Below are 14,478 nucleotides of genomic sequence, written 5' to 3'. Positions count from 1 at the left end.
GAGCCATCATGAATCAACCCGTTGCTCCAGCTGCGATTGCCGAATCGGCGTGGAAAGCCGTCGGTGTCGCGCGTCCGCATGAATCAGCCGAGCTGCATGTGCTGGGCCAGGCCACGTACACGGACGATATCCCCGAGCTGCAAGGCACGCTGCATGCGGCGCTCGGGCTGTCGTCCAAGGCGCACGCGCGCATTACGGCGATGGATCTGTCGCCGGTGCGCAGTTCGCCGGGCGTGGTGGCGGTGTACACGGCTGCCGATATTGTCGGCACCAATGACTGCGGTCCGATCATCCACGACGATCCTATCTGGGCGGTGGAAGAGGTGATGTACGTTGGCCAGCCGATGTTTGTGGTGGTCGCCGATACGCACGACAACGCGCGCCGTGCTGCGCGCCGCGCCGTGGTGTCGTATGAAGAACTGCCTGCGATCTTTACGCCGCAGGAAGCCAAGGCTGCCGGTTCATACGTGCTGCCGCCGATGCAGCTGAAGCGCGGCGATTATCAGGCAGCGTTCGAGCAGGCACCGCACGTTGTGAAGGGCCAGCTGTTTGTCGGCGGCCAGGAGCAGTTTTACCTGGAGGGGCAGATCGCCTACGCGATTCCGAAAGAAGATAACGGCCTGCTGGTGCAGTGCTCGACGCAGCACCCGAGCGAGATGCAGCACGTCGTGGCGCATGCCATCGGTGTGCATTCGCACAAGGTGCAGGTGGAGTGCCGCCGTATGGGCGGCGGCTTTGGCGGCAAGGAATCGCAGTCGGCACTGTGGGCAGCTTCCGCCGGTATCGCTGCTTCCAAGCTGCGCTGCCCCGTCAAGCTGCGCGCCGACCGCGATGACGATATGCTGGTCACCGGAAAACGCCACTGCTTCTATTATGAGTACGAGGTGGGCTACGACGACAACGGCAAGATTCTGGCCGCACGCGTGGACATGACCTTGCGCGCGGGCTTTTCGGCTGACTTGTCCGGCCCCGTGGCGACGCGGGCCGTGTGCCACTTCGATAATACTTACTACCTGTCGGACGTGGACATCCGCGCCGGCTGCGGCAAGACCAACACGCAGTCGAATACGGCGTTCCGTGGCTTTGGCGGCCCGCAGGGGGCGATTGCGATTGAGTACATCATCGACGAGATTGCACGCAATCTGGGGCGCGATGCGCTGGACATCCGTTGCCTCAACTTCTATGGCAAGACCGAACGCAATGTCACGCCTTATGGCCAGGAGATTGTCGATAACGTCATCGAAGCGCTGACGGCGGAACTGCAGCAAACCAGCGAATATCGCGTGCGCCGCAAGGCGATTGACGCGTACAACGCCACCAGCCCGGTGCTGAAAAAAGGCATTGCATTCACGCCGCTGAAATTCGGCATCGCCTTCAACGTCACGCACCTGAATCAGGCCGGTGCGCTGGTGCATGTGTATGTCGATGGCTCGGTGCTGGTCAACCATGGCGGCACGGAGATGGGGCAGGGCATCAACACCAAGGTGATGCAGGTGGTGGCGCATGAACTGGGCCTCGACCTGTGCCACGTGCGTGCGACGGCAACGGATACCAGCAAGGTGGCGAATACTTCGGCCACGGCGGCATCCACAGGGGCAGACCTGAACGGCAAGGCGGCACAGGATGCGGCGCGGCAGATACGCGAGCGCCTGGCGGCGTACGCGGTCAAGCTGTATGGCGATGAAGACGGACAGCCGGTGCGCTTCTTCGACAATCACGTACACGTGAATGGCCACAAGGTGGCGTTTGCGGAACTGGTGCAAAAGGCTTATCTGGCACGCGTACAGCTGTGGTCTGACGGTTTCTATGCGACGCCTAACCTGCACTGGGATCCGAAGACCATGAACGGCCACCCATTCTCCTATTACGCTTACGGTGCGGCTGTATCGGAAGTGGTGGTCGATACGCTGACGGGCGAGTGGAAGCTGCTGCGTGCCGACGCACTGTATGACGCCGGCCGTTCGCTGAATCCGGCGATCGACCTTGGCCAGGTGGAGGGCGCATTCATCCAGGGCATGGGATGGCTGACCACGGAGCAGCTGTGGTGGAACCCTGCCGGCAAGCTGATGACGCACGCGCCTTCGACCTACAAGATCCCTGGCATCTCGGACTGCCCGGAAGACTTCCGCGTGAAGCTGTTCGATAACGGTAATGTGGAAGACAGCATTCACCGCTCGAAGGCGGTGGGCGAGCCGCCGTTGCTGCTGCCGTTCTCGGTGTTCTTTGCGATCCGCGATGCGATTTCGGCGGTGGGCGGGCATCGCGTCAATCCGCCGCTGAATGCACCTGCAACCAGTGAAGAGATACTGCGGGCCGTGTCCGTGGTGGAAATGGCGGCGTGATGAACGAGTGGCTGACAGCGCAAGTGTCGGAACCGGCAGTGCTGGTGACCGTGGCAATCGTGGAAGGCTCCGGCCCCCGCGAGCCCGGCGCCAAGATGCTGGTGACCGCGCGCGGCCAGCACGATACGATCGGCGGTGGTCATCTGGAGATGTGCGCTGTCGAGCTGGCGCGCGCGATGCTTGCTGCGCCGCCTGGCAGCGCAGCCATAACGCGGCTGGAGCGCTATCCGCTTGGCCCCAAGCTGGGACAATGCTGCGGCGGCGTCGTGCATCTGGCGTTTGAGCTGGTCACGCCGGCCTTGGGCGCGGTGCTGGCCAGTCTGAATATGCGTCGCCGTGAGGACGGCTGGCGTGTTAGCGCCATTGATGGTCCGGCAATCACGCTGCTGCTGGATGCCGATGGTGTATTTGTGGTCGGTTCACCGCAAGCGCGCAGCACAGGGGCGAAGGTGAGCGATGGCGCTGTAAGCGTACCGGCCGTGGACCGAGAACGGGGCACGCATATTTTGCGGGATGCCGCCGGCCGCCGCTGGCTGGTTGATCCCTGTCTGGCTCCGCGCGCGCATCTGGTGTTGTTCGGCGCCGGTCATGTGGGTGCGGCCATCGTGCGGATGCTGGGTGAGCTGCCATGCACCGTGACCTGGGTGGACGAGCGCGACGAAATGTTCCCCGCCAGCGTACCAGCCAATGTCAGCGTCGAAGCGACCGACATGCCGGAGGCCTGCGTGGCCAGCGCGCCGGCCGGTGCCAGCTATCTGGTCATGACGCACAGCCATGCGCTGGATCAGCGCCTGTGCGAAGCGATCCTCGCGCGTGAGGATGTGGGCTGGTTTGGTTTGATCGGTTCGCAGACCAAGCGCGTGCAGTTTGAACGCCGTATGGCCGCGCGCGGCCTGCCGCAAGAACGCATCGACAGCATGGTCTGTCCGATCGGCTTGCCCGGCATTACCAGCAAACTCCCTGCTGCCATCGCCGCCTCCGTGTGCGCCCAATTGCTGATGGTGTGGGAGGCGCAGCAGATCGCGGCGCTGAATGCCACAACGCCGGTCCGCCTGGTTGCCGTGCTGTAGCGCGCCCGCGCCGCTTCTCCGCTAATATTCGAATTCAAGCTTTAGAAAGAACGACATGAAATCCAACCTGCAAGCCTACCGTGGCAGCTTGCTGCACTTTCTCGCCGATCCGGCTTTCAGCGACCAGTCACACGACTGGTTTGAAGATGGCCTGCTGATCGTTGAAGATGGCAAAGTCAATGCCGTGGGCGACTATGCCGCGCTGCATGCCAGCCTGCCGCCAGGCACTGTGGTGCATGACTACAGCGGCAAGCTGCTGATGCCGGGCTTTATCGACACCCACATCCATTATCCGCAGACCGACATGATCGCTTCGCCGTCGGAAGGTCTGCTGCCATGGCTGGAGACCTACACTTTCCCGTCCGAACGCCAGTTCGAGGACAGTACGCACGCGGCCAATGTGGCCAACTTCTTCCTCGATGAGCTGCTCCGTTGCGGCACCACCACCGCCATGGTCTACTGCACGGTACATCCGCAATCGGTGGACGCGTTTTTTACCGCCAGCGAACAGCGCGGCCTGCGCATGGTGGCGGGGAAGGTGATGATGGACCGGAACTGCCCCGACTTCCTGCGCGATACGGCCGAAACCGGCGCGCGCGATACCGAGGCGCTGATCCAGCGCTGGCACAAGCGTGGCCGTTCGCTGTACGCGATCACGCCGCGCTTCGCGCCGACATCGACCGAACAGCAGCTGCATCTGGCCGGCGAGCTGGCACGCGCCTACCCGGATACCTTCATCCAGACGCACGTGTCGGAAAACGAAGCGGAATGTTCGTGGGTGCGCGAGCTGTTCCCCACGTCGCGCAGCTACATCGATGTATACGACAGCTACGGCATGATGCGTCCGCGCGCGATGTACGGCCACTGCATCTGGCTCAACGAGCGTGATCGCGAGCGCATGGCGGAAACCCGCTCTGCCGCGGCGATCTGCCCGACTTCCAACCTGTTCCTTGGCAGCGGCCTGTTTGACTTTGAACGCGCCGACCAGGCCGGCGTGCTGCTCTCGCTGGCGACGGACGTTGGCGGCGGCACTTCCTTCTCCATGTTGCAAACGATGAATGAAGCCTATAAAGTAGCGCGCTTGAAGGGCAGTTATCTGCCCGCGTTGCGGATGTTTTACCTGGCCACGCTGGGCGCCGCGCGCAGCATGCAGCTGGAAGGCACGATCGGTAATTTCAGCACAGGCGCCGAAGCGGATTTCATCGTGATCGATCCGCAGGCGACGCCGCTGCTGCAGCGCCGGACCTCGCGTAGCGGCAGCCTGGAAGAGCTGCTGTTCGCGCTGGCCCTGCTCGGCGATGACCGCGCAATTGCGGCCACCTATGCCAATGGCCGCCAGGTGCATGTCCGCGAAACGACTTAATTAAGGAAAGCTTCATGAAGAAAAACATCGCCAGTCTCAAAGCCGCTGCGCTTGCCGCCGCTGTGTTCTGCGCCATGCCGCACGGTGCGCAAGCCGCCAATGCCAACGAGGAGGCGACCAAGCGCCACTTCGCCTCGCTGGTTGCGCCAGGCAAGGAGCCCAAGCTCGCCGAGCTGACGATGTTCTTCACCATGATGCCGAAAGGCGGCGACCTGCATCACCACTACTCGGGCGCGCTGTACGCCGAGCAGTACCTGGAGTGGGTGGACAAGGAAGGCTTCTGCGTCAACAAGAATACCTATCTGATCGAGGTCAGCAAGGCGGTGGCGCAGGCGGAGCAGGGCAAGCCGCTGGCGGACCGCGTGTGCCTGTCCGGCCAGGATGTGATGAACAATAACACCGTGCTGGCCAACCTGCTGCAGCGCTGGTCGGACAAGGACTTCTACAACCACAGCGGCCTGCAGTCGCCGCCGGACCGCCAGTTCTTCGACACCTTCGGCTATTTTGGCCCGGTAGCCTCGACCAACACGGCGGATGGCCTGCAGCGCCTGAAGCAGCGCGCGATCCAGGAAAACGTCAGCTACATCGAAACCATTTTCGAGATCGCGCCGATTGCGATGGATGCGGACTTCGACAAGAAGGCGCAAGCTGGCGCCCTGACCGACGCCGACTTTGCCGCGCTTGGCGCCAGGCTGGATCAGGACAAGGCCTACCAGGGCTGGATCGCTTCCTATATCGACAACGTTGACAAATCCGGCGCCGGCATCGACGACGCCAATTTCACGCTGCGCTACCAGCCGTTCGCGCTGCGTTTCCTGACGCCGTCGCAGGTGTATTCGCAAATCCTGTCCAGCTTCAAGCTGGCGTCCACCCATCCGAAAATCGTCGGCATCAACATCGTGGGCCAGGAGAGTGTGAACGTGTCGATGCGCGACTACGCGCTGCACATGCAAATGTATAAATTCCTCAAGGCGAAATATCCGAAGGTGAAGCTGGCGCTGCACGCGGGTGAGCTGGCGCTGGGCATGGTGCCGCCGGAGGGCCTGACCTTCCACATCAAGGATGCGCTCGATGTCGCCGGCGCCAACCGCATCGGCCACGGCATGGATATCGCCCACGAAAGTAATCCGCTGGCGATCATGAAAAAAATGCGTGATGAGAAGATCGCGGTGGAGGTCAACCTGAGCAGCAACGACTTCATCCTGGGCATCAAGGACCAGGCTCACCCGGTCACGCTGTACCGCAAGTATGGTGTGCCGTACGTATTGTCGACCGATGACGCCGGCGTATCGCGTAATAATCTGTCCGGCGAGTACGTGCTGTATGCGGCCCGCTACCAGCCGGATTATGCGGAAGTCAAAAAGCTGTCATATGACAGCATCCGTTATTCCTTCCTGGCGGACACCGACAAACAGCGCCTTTTGAAGGCATTGGACGGCAAATTCGCCAAATTTGAAGCGGAAATTGCCGGTTCGAAAACCAAACCGGCCCGCTGATCCCGGCCGTCAGGCGCGCGATGTGTGGGATGCATGCCACACATCGCCGCTTTGTTACAAACTATCCCACCTTTTAACGACCACGCTGTGGTTGTCATAAAACATAGTAATTATCAAAAGCAAGAGTTTTCTTGTTCATGCTGTTGTCTTTGCGCCACAATATTTAGTGGCCACACTCGGTCTTTTTGTGCATTTGGCAATGAAAGGAATTCATGCTGCGCTGCGTGGCATATAATTCCGCCTGCTTATTATCAGGCTGGCATGAAGGGCATTTTTTTATGACCTAAGTATGACTTATTTATACGTTTATCGTCTGAATTCCTAAGCTAAAACGTATTTGTCACGTATTTTTCCTTAATGGCATAGTTCGGGAAATGATCCAAAAAAGCAAGTTTATTGCTTTCTCTATAGTCCAGAATTCGTAAGTATTGCGGATGACGCGGCGCGCAAGATGCGTGGGTTTATGTCACAAAGTTGTCATAAACGCGTCATCGTCATGACATATTCGGTCGTTACACTCACCCGCTGCCCTTGGCACGCCGGGAAATATAACGGCCAGACCAGTTGCAGCAAAAGTAAGAGGGAATACCTGCTATCCGCAAGGGTTTCATATAACTATTAGTTAATTTAGTCTTTTTTGGGGTTATACAATGATCAATCATAAACGGCTCAAGCTGACGCAAATTGCGCTCAGCCTGTCTATCGCGCTAGCGGCAGCACCGGCCTTTGCACAGAACACCACCTCGGCGATTGGTGGCCGCATTTCCGTGACCGATGGCAAACCAGCCTCCGGCGCGACTGTCACCATCACCCACGTTGAATCTGGCACGGTCAGCACTGTTGTTACCGACGCCGAAGGCCGTTATGTACAACGTGGTCTGCGTACCGGTGGTCCATTCACTATCACCATCACCAAAGATGGCGTGACCGAAACCCGTGAGAACGTGTTCACCCAGCTGGCGGAAACCGCCACCGTGGACGCGACCCTGGGTCCCGTCATGCAAACCGTGACCGTAGCAGGCTCTGCTAGCCGCTCGGAACGCTTCTCGAAATCGAACATGGGCGCCGGCACCAGCATCACCGCGACCGAACTGGCGATCCAGGGTTCGATCAACCGTAACCTGCAAGACTATGCCCGTTCGGACCCACGCGTTTCGCAGACCGACAAAGAGCGCGGCGAAATGTCCGTAGCCGGCCAGAACTCGCGTTACAACTCGCTGACTATTGACGGCGTGGCCGTGAATGACACCTTCGGTCTGGAATCGAACGGCAGCCCGACCGCCAAGCAGCCGATCTCGATCGAAGCGATCCAGTCGGTGCAGGTCAACGTGGCCAACTACGACGTCACCCAGAAGGGCTACACCGGCGGCAACATCAACGCCGTGACCAAGTCGGGTACCAACACCGTCAAGGGTAATGTCTACTACGTGTTCCGTAACGACCGCCTGGCTGGCGACCGCTACAACGCGTCGAACGACACCTACACCGCACCAGCACCGTTCAAGGAAACCACCAAGGGTGCGACCGTTGGCGGCCCGCTGATCAAGGACAAGCTGTTCATCTTCGCGGCCTACGAAAAACTGGAATCGACCCGTAACGCGCCGTCCTTCGGCCCGATCGGCAGCGGTTACACCAACGTCGGTATCAACCCGTCGGCCATCAGCGCGGCGCAAGACATCGCCAAGAACACCTACGGCGTCAACATCGGCGACTCGACCCTGACCGCCGGTTCGCAGCTGACCGTGGATGACAGCCTGGTGAAACTGGACTGGAACATCAACGACAACCACCGCGCCATGGTGCGTTACTCGAAGACCAAACAGGCAGAACCACAATTCACCGGCATGAGCGCCACCGGCCTGTCGCTGAATTCGGAATGGTTCTCGCAAGGTAAAACCATCGAGACCCTGGTTGGCCAGTGGACTGCTGACTGGAGCCCGAACTTCTCGACCGAGTTCAAAATCTCCTCGCGCGACTACGACAGCGTTCCTGCGCTGAACTCGACCCTGCCGCTGATCAACCTGTCGTTCACCGGTAACAACGCGCCAGGCACCCCGGCTTCCGTGCCGACCACCTCGCGTACCCTGTCGTTCGGTACCGACAACAGCCGTCAGCGCAACATCCTGGGCACCAAAACCAAGGACGCCTACCTGGGCGCCAACTGGAGCATCGGCGACCACGAAATCAAGTTCGGCGGCGACTACAGCAAGAACGACGTGTACAACGCCTTCCTGCAAAACATCTGGGGCAACTACACCTTCTCGTGCGTCCAGAACTGGAACTACGCCTTCCTGGGCGGCGGCAACCTGGCTGATTGCAGCAAGCTGAGCAACGCTGACATGCAGGCTGCCGTGCTGGAAAACTTCCGCATCGGCCGTCCATCGTCGTACACCGTGCAGACCCCGAATTCGGGCTACTCGCTGGACCAGGCAGTATCGAACTTCAGCATGAAGAACCTGGGCGCCTTCGTACAGGACACCTGGACCGTCAACAACAACCTGACCGTGAGCTACGGTCTGCGTCTGGATGCGACCCGCATGGGCGACCGTCCACTGCGTAACGTGCTGGTGGCTGCACCGGTTGGTCCGGTCGACGCCAACGGCCGTCAGACCGGCGGCTTCGGCATCGACAACACCCAGACCTTCGATGGCCAGAACGTATGGCAGCCGCGCGCCGGCTTCAACTACAAACTGGACCGCGAACTGCCAACCCAGGTACGTGGCGGTGTTGGCCTGTTCCAGGGCGCGGCAGCGACCGTATGGCTGTCCAACCCGTTCTCGAACCCTGGCGTGGCGACTTCCAGCATCAGCTGCAACTCGTCGACCAAGGCTTGCCCTTCGGTTGGTGGCACCTTCACCCCGGACATCACCAAGCAGCCTACCGTCCTGAGCGGCGGCACCAGCTCGGCGCAGATCAACGTCGACGCCCTGGCGCCTGGCCTGAAACAGCCTTCGGTCTGGAAAGGCAATATCGCGTTTGACACCGAACTGCCATGGTATGGCATGGTGCTGGGCCTGGAAGTGCTGAAAACCCAGGTTAAAGACGGTATCTACTACCAGAATATGAACCTGGGCAAAGCCACCAAGATCGGTACCGATGGCCGCGAACTGTACTACACCTCGGGCGGCTACAACACCGCTTGCTGGCAGTCGACGGGTTCGTTCGTGACCACCGGCGGCGTCTGCGGCACCACCGGCACCACCCCGGCACGTAACAAGGCAGGCAGCAACCCAGCCTACAACAACGTGCTGGTTGCCACCGGTACCCATCAGGGCGGCAGCAACGTGATCACCGCCTCCCTGAGCCGTCCAATGACCAACGGCATCCAGTGGTCGGTAGCTTACTCGTACACCGAAGCACGCGAAGTGTCGCCACTGACCTCGTCGACTTCGAGCTCGAACTTCTCGGGCCGCTCGGTACTCAACCCGAACGAAGAAGTCGCCGCCAACTCGGGCTACCTGGTGAAAGACCGCGTCAACGCGCTGATCAACTTCCAGAAACGCTTCTTCGGTACCTACAAAACCACCTTCGGCATGTTCTACGAAGGCCGTACCGGTAAGCCATACAGCTGGACCATCAACAATGACTTGAACGGTGACGGCCTGTCCGGTAATGACCTGATGTACATCCCTTCGGCGCCAGGTTCGGGCCAGGTCGTGTTCTCTGGCGATACCGCGACCAACCATGCTAACGAAGACAAGTTCTGGTCGATCGTCAATGCCAACCCAGTGCTGAAAAAAGCTGCTGGCGGCGTTGTCGGCCGTAACACCGACTTCTCGCCATGGACCAACACCTTCGACCTGCGTATTGCCCAGGAATTCCCAGGCTTCTTCAAAGGTCACAAAGGTTCGTTCTCGCTGGACATCTTCAACTTCGGCAACCTGCTGAACAAGCGTTGGGGCCGTATCAACGAAGTGGGCTTCCAGGCTGCTGGTGCGCAAGCACGTAGCTTCGTCGACTACGTTGGTCTGGATTCGGCTGGCCGTTACGTCTACAAAGTACGTGACACCGTTGAAGCCCTGGACGTACGTCAAGTCAAAGGCGAATCGCAGTGGGCGATCCAGGCTACCGTCAAGTACGAGTTCTAATCTCGACAAGACTGGTCTGAACCACACATGACAGAAAACGGCTGATGGCAACATCAGCCGTTTTTTTTATTTGTAACGTAGTCTGCCTGGCATTTTTGAAGGCGGCGTTGCGCTGTACAATATTCGATTCCAACCCAGTTAGTTCGCAATGAAAAAATATCTGAGCCTGGTGGCGGTGACAGCACTGGCAGGCTGCGCATGGCTGCAGCGCGCCCCATCCTTGCCGCCCGGTGTGGCGGAAGTGCAGCTGGTGACACTGAACGATTTACACGGCAACCTGGAAGCCAGCAAATTCAGCTGGGACAGCGCAGCCGGCGGCGGTGAGCGCAACATCCAGGCCGGCGGCATCGATACGCTGGGCGCGGCGCTGCAAGCGTGGCGCAAGCAGGACCCGGAGCTGCTGCTGGTCGGCGCCGGCGATCTGATTGGCGCCAGTCCCGCGATCTCGTCGATGTGGGCGGATGAGCCGACCATCGGCGCCCTCAACCTGCTTGGCCTGCGCGCCACCTCGGTGGGCAATCACGAATTCGACCAGGGCCGCATCGAGCTGCTGCGCCAGCAGAAGGGCGGCTGCGTGTCGCCGCGCGCGGACAAGGCCTGCCAGTTTGACGGCCCATACAAGGGCGCGCAGTTCCAGTACCTGGCCGCCAACGTGATCGACATGGTGACGCGCAAGCCGGTGCTGCCGGCCTACAAAATCGAGACCGCGCATGGCGTCAAGGTGGCCTTTATCGGCACGGTGCTGCGCGATACGGCGGAATCGTCGCTGGCGTCGGGCATTGCCGGCCTGGAGTTCATCGATGAAGCGGACGCCATCAACCGCCAGTTGCCGGAATTGCGCCAGCAGGGCGTCGGCGTGTTTGTGGTGCTGATCCATCAGGGCGGGCGCACCACCGATAAATTCGACCAGCAGGACTGCGCCAATCTCAAAGGGCCGATTGTGGACGTGGTCAAGCGTCTGGATCCGGCGATTCGCGTGGTGGTCAGCGGCCATTCGCACCAAGGCTATCTGTGCAAGGTGGATGGCCGCATGGTGACGCAGTCCGACATGGGCGGCCATGTGCTCGGCCGCATCAAGCTCACGGTGGACACCAATACCAACACGGTACGCAGCGTCAGTGCGGGTCAGGAGGTGATGGTGCCGGGCGCCTGGCCAGCCGATCCCGTGCTGACGGCCTATATCGACAAGGCGCGCCAGTGCAGCAACGCCGCGCTGGCGAAACCGGTGGCCAGGCTGGCTGTCTCCGGCATCAAGCGCGAGAAGCACCATGACCGCGAGTCGGCATTGGGCGATTTGGTCGCGGACTCCATGCTGTACGCGGGGCGTTCTTTCGGCGGCCAGATTGCGCTGCAAAATCCCGGCGGCATCCGCCAGGACCTGGAGACGCTGGGCGGCAACCATGTGACGCTGGGCCAGGCCCTGGCCGTGCTGCCGTTTGGGAATACCCTGATTGCCATGAATCTGCGCGGCGCGCAGGTCGTGCAGCTGCTGGAAGAGCAATGGATGGGAGGACGCGCCACCGCGCGCGGCTTCCTGCAAGTGTCGGACGGCTTTTCGTACGAGTGGGATGCGGCGCAGCCCGAGGGCCACAAAATCGTGCCGGGCAGCGTCAAGCTGAATGGCGTGCCGCTGGAGATGGATGCGTCTTACCGCGTCATCACCAATAACTTCCTGGCCGAAGGCGGCGATGGCTTTCCGACCTTCACCAAGGGCAGCGGCCGCGCGCCGACCAATATTCGCGATATCGATGCGCTGACCGGCTATCTGGCCAGGCGCGACCAGGACGGCAAGCCTGCCGGCGCCACCGCGCCAGCCGTCCGTTTCAAGAGCATACAAAAGGAGTAAAGATGCGTCGTATTTTGATTTCCACGCTGGTCGCGGCCAGCGTGCTGGCAGCGCCGGCCTATGCCGAATTTGCCATTCCCGGCTATGAGCTGGTGCAAACTGCACCGGTAGAAACCCCGCTGCACAGCGATGACCTGCGCAGTGCCGCGCAAGTGTGGACCGAACTGTTTGACAACGCCAAAAGCGAAATCGTCATCGGCCAGTTCTATGCCGTCATCAAGCCTGGCAGCGTGTTTGAAAAAGTGGTGGAGCATCTGGAAGCCGCAGGCAAGCGCGGTGTGAAGATCCGCTTCCTGCTGGACCAGAAAGGCGTGAATCTGTCGGAGCAGCCCAGCATTGAACGCCTGAAGGCGATCCCGAATATGGAGTTCCGCGTCCTCGACTTCAACAAGCTGACCGGCAATGGCATCATTCACGCCAAGTATCTGGTGGTGGATGGCGCGACCGCCTATATCGGCAGCCAGAACTTCGACTGGCGCTCGTTTGAACATATCCACGAAACCGGCTTGCGCATCACCGATCCGAAAGTGGTGGGGCAGGTGCTGGCCATCTTCAACCAGGACTGGCGCGCGCAGGCGCTGACCTCGCAGGGCCAGACCGCGCCGGCGCTGAATGCGAAGACCGTCACGGCAGACATTCACCAGAATGCCTTCCTGCTGTCCAGCCCTAACCAGTACAACCCTGCCGGCGTGGGCGATTCCGAGACCGGCCTGCCGGCCCTGCTGGCGGAGGCCAAGGAAGAAGTCCGCATCCAGCTGCTGGACTATGCGCCGCTGAGCTATGGCCCGAAAGGCACGCGTCCTTACTACGCAGTCATCGACAACGCGGTGCGCGCCGCTGCCAACCGTGGCGTCAAGATCAAGCTGATGGTCTCCAACTGGAACCTGGAAAAACCGGCGCAGGCCTATCTGAAAAGCCTGGCGGTGCTGCCCAATGTGGAGATCCGCATTGTGACGCTGCCGGTGGCGTCGACCGGCTTCATTCCGTTCGCGCGCGTCATCCACAGCAAGACCATGGTGATCGATAACCAGATCGCCTGGGTCGGCACCAGCAACTGGTCCGGCGGCTACATGGACCTGTCGCGCAATCTGGAAGTGGTGATGCGCAACGAGAAAATGGCGCAGCGTCTGGCGGCCTTGCAGGAGCAGACCTGGAGCTCGTCGTATGCGCAGCCGCTCGACATCAACAAACAATATCCGAAACCGGCAAAAGGCAGCCCAGAATGAACAAGCTTGCATGCATCCTGGCGCTGAGCAGCGCCTTCATATCGTTCAACGCCCACGCCTGGGGCAACGATGGCCACCGCACGGTGGGCGCGATTGCCGATCAGCTCATCAAGGGTAGCGCTGCCGAGAAGCAGGTGCAGGCCTTGCTGCTGCCGGGTGAAAGCCTGTCCAGCATCGCTACCTGGGCGGACTGCGTGAAGGGTACTTACTGCGGTCCGCAGTCGGACGAGATGGTGGCCTACACCAGCGCCAATCCCAAACACGCCGAGTATCACTACACCGATGTGCCGTATCAGTTGGCGCATTACGAAGACCATGGCGTGGGCACGGCCGATCATGACATCGTGCAGACGCTGAAGCAGTGCATCGCTGTACTGCAAGGGCAGGTCAATGCCACCACCAATCCGCACAACTTCACGCCACGCCAGGCGCTGCTGATGCTGACCCACCTGACCGGCGATATCGCGCAGCCGCTGCATGTGGGCGAAGGCTATGTAGGCAAGAACGGCGGTTTCGTGGTGCCGACGCAAAAGCAGCTGGACGACAAGGAAGTCTTTGCCACGCAGGGCGGCAACAATCTGCTGCTGGATGATATCCGCCTGACGGCCAGCAGCACCAGGCTGATGCCGCCGGACGACAAGCCGGCGCCGGCCACGCCGCAAGCCACGCGCGCCTTCCACTCTTACTGGGATACGACGGTGGTGAACTACGCCTTCCGCCGTCTCGGTGTGCGTACGCCGGAGCAGTTCGCGCAGAAGGTCATCGCGGACAATCCTGTTGTCGCGCCCAATAGCGGCGACGCCGTCACCTGGCCATACCAGTGGGCGGATCAGACGCTGGTGGTGGCCAAGCTGGCCTACGCCGATACGCTGCCGGGCGCCATGGCCCAGCAGACCAGCAAGACTACCGGCGAACTGTATAACGTCTGGCCGCTGTCGATTCCGGACAATTATCCGGTGCCTTCGTCCGCCGCCGCCAAGGCGCAGCTGATACAGGGCGGCTACCATCTGGCCGCCGTACTGAGGGCCATCTGGCCGTAAGGGCATG

General features: G+C 60.7%; 8 protein-coding genes. All 8 read left to right on the top strand.

Annotation, left to right across the window (positions count from 1 at the left end; translation table 11 throughout):
- Positions 1–8 precede the first annotated feature (8 nt).
- The 8 genes from xdhB to BUA36_RS13160 all read left to right on the top strand — a co-directional run bounded on the left by xdhB (position 9) and on the right by BUA36_RS13160 (position 14,471).
- Positions 9–2,342 (top strand): xanthine dehydrogenase molybdopterin binding subunit, encoded by a 2,334-nt coding sequence (gene xdhB / locus BUA36_RS13195; protein ID WP_072785168.1) that lies wholly within the window; start codon positions 9–11, stop codon positions 2,340–2,342.
- Positions 2,342–3,412, top strand: coding sequence for a xanthine dehydrogenase accessory protein XdhC (xdhC, locus tag BUA36_RS13190; RefSeq protein WP_072785166.1), 1,071 nt, complete (start codon positions 2,342–2,344; stop codon positions 3,410–3,412). The genes xdhB and xdhC overlap by 1 nt, the downstream gene beginning before the upstream one ends.
- 55 nt (positions 3,413–3,467) lie before the next feature.
- A complete protein-coding gene (guaD, locus tag BUA36_RS13185) occupies positions 3,468–4,775 on the top strand; it encodes a guanine deaminase (protein ID WP_072785164.1) in 1,308 nt (435 codons plus the stop codon).
- A 14-nt stretch (positions 4,776–4,789) separates the two neighbouring features.
- The gene (locus tag BUA36_RS13180) at positions 4,790–6,271 is read left to right on the top strand and encodes an adenosine deaminase family protein (RefSeq protein WP_072785163.1); all 1,482 of its coding nucleotides are present in this window, start codon (positions 4,790–4,792) and stop codon (positions 6,269–6,271) included.
- Positions 6,272–6,921: 650 nt separating this feature from the next.
- The gene (locus tag BUA36_RS13175; protein ID WP_072785162.1) at positions 6,922–10,359 is read left to right on the top strand and encodes a TonB-dependent receptor; all 3,438 of its coding nucleotides are present in this window, start codon (positions 6,922–6,924) and stop codon (positions 10,357–10,359) included.
- Positions 10,360–10,507: 148 nt separating this feature from the next.
- Entirely contained in the window at positions 10,508–12,205 is a 1,698-nt protein-coding gene (locus tag BUA36_RS13170; protein WP_072785161.1) for a bifunctional metallophosphatase/5'-nucleotidase, read from the top strand.
- Positions 12,206–12,207: 2 nt separating this feature from the next.
- The gene (locus BUA36_RS13165) at positions 12,208–13,431 is read left to right on the top strand and encodes a phospholipase D-like domain-containing protein (RefSeq protein WP_072785160.1); all 1,224 of its coding nucleotides are present in this window, start codon (positions 12,208–12,210) and stop codon (positions 13,429–13,431) included.
- Positions 13,428–14,471: a S1/P1 nuclease gene (locus BUA36_RS13160; protein ID WP_072785159.1), complete on the top strand. Its 1,044-nt coding sequence runs from the start codon at positions 13,428–13,430 to the stop codon at positions 14,469–14,471. The genes BUA36_RS13165 and BUA36_RS13160 overlap by 4 nt, the downstream gene beginning before the upstream one ends.
- Positions 14,472–14,478 lie beyond the last annotated feature (7 nt).

Origin of the sequence: Duganella sacchari (assembly GCF_900143065.1) — a bacterium.
Taxonomy (GTDB): Bacteria; Pseudomonadota; Gammaproteobacteria; order Burkholderiales; family Burkholderiaceae_D; genus Rugamonas; species Rugamonas sacchari.
This window is presented reverse-complemented; position numbering and strand designations above follow the sequence as displayed.